Consider the following 651-nt stretch of genomic DNA (forward strand, 5'->3'; position numbering starts at 1 on the left):
CGCGTGACCACGACCAGATCTTACAACAGCCCCCTGCGTGAAGAGAAAACCCGCGCCACGCGTGAGGCGATCCTCAAGGCCCTGTATGACCTGATGGAGAGTTCGACCACTCCGGACGAAGTCGGCATGGAGGCCATCGCCCAGCAGGCGGGCCTTCAGCGTCGGACAATCTTCCGCCATTTCGCCACCAAGGATGATCTTCTCGCCGCCTTCTGGCCGTGGCTGAACGACCGGATCGGCGCCTCCCCGACACCTCGGACGGTGCACGATATCCTCGATGGGCCGAAGCTGGCCTTTCCAAATTTCGACATGCACGCGGCGGCCATGCGCGGGGCCCTCCATTCCCGAACTGGGCGCGAGATGCGCGCCGGTACGGTTGAGGGGCGCCGTCTCCTCTTCGCGAAGGCGCTCGCGCCTGCCATCTCCTCCCTTCCGGCGGCCGACGCGCGGAAGGTCGAGGCGCTGGCCCATCTGCTCTACTCAGCCTCCGCATGGGAGGTTCTGAAGGATTACGGCGGTCTTTCCGGCGCCCAGGCCGGAGAGACCGCTTCCTGGGCGCTCGAGGTGATCCTGTCCGCGGTCACTTCGGGCGGTTCTCCGGCGGACGACACATCGCAACCAAAGGAGAAAAGCGATGAAAGTTGACGTGAA

The 651-nt window shown here is 64.7% G+C and carries 1 protein-coding gene; it reads left to right on the forward strand.

Going from position 1 to position 651, the window contains the following annotated elements; genetic code table 11:
• The coding region (locus tag EIP85_RS22620; protein WP_206615643.1) for a TetR/AcrR family transcriptional regulator at positions 1 to 645 on the forward strand (645 nt) is incomplete at its 5' end.
• Positions 646 to 651 lie beyond the last annotated feature (6 nt).

It is taken from the genome of Solirhodobacter olei, from assembly GCF_004010155.1.
Classification (GTDB): domain Bacteria; phylum Pseudomonadota; class Alphaproteobacteria; order Rhodobacterales; family Rhodobacteraceae; genus Solirhodobacter; species Solirhodobacter olei.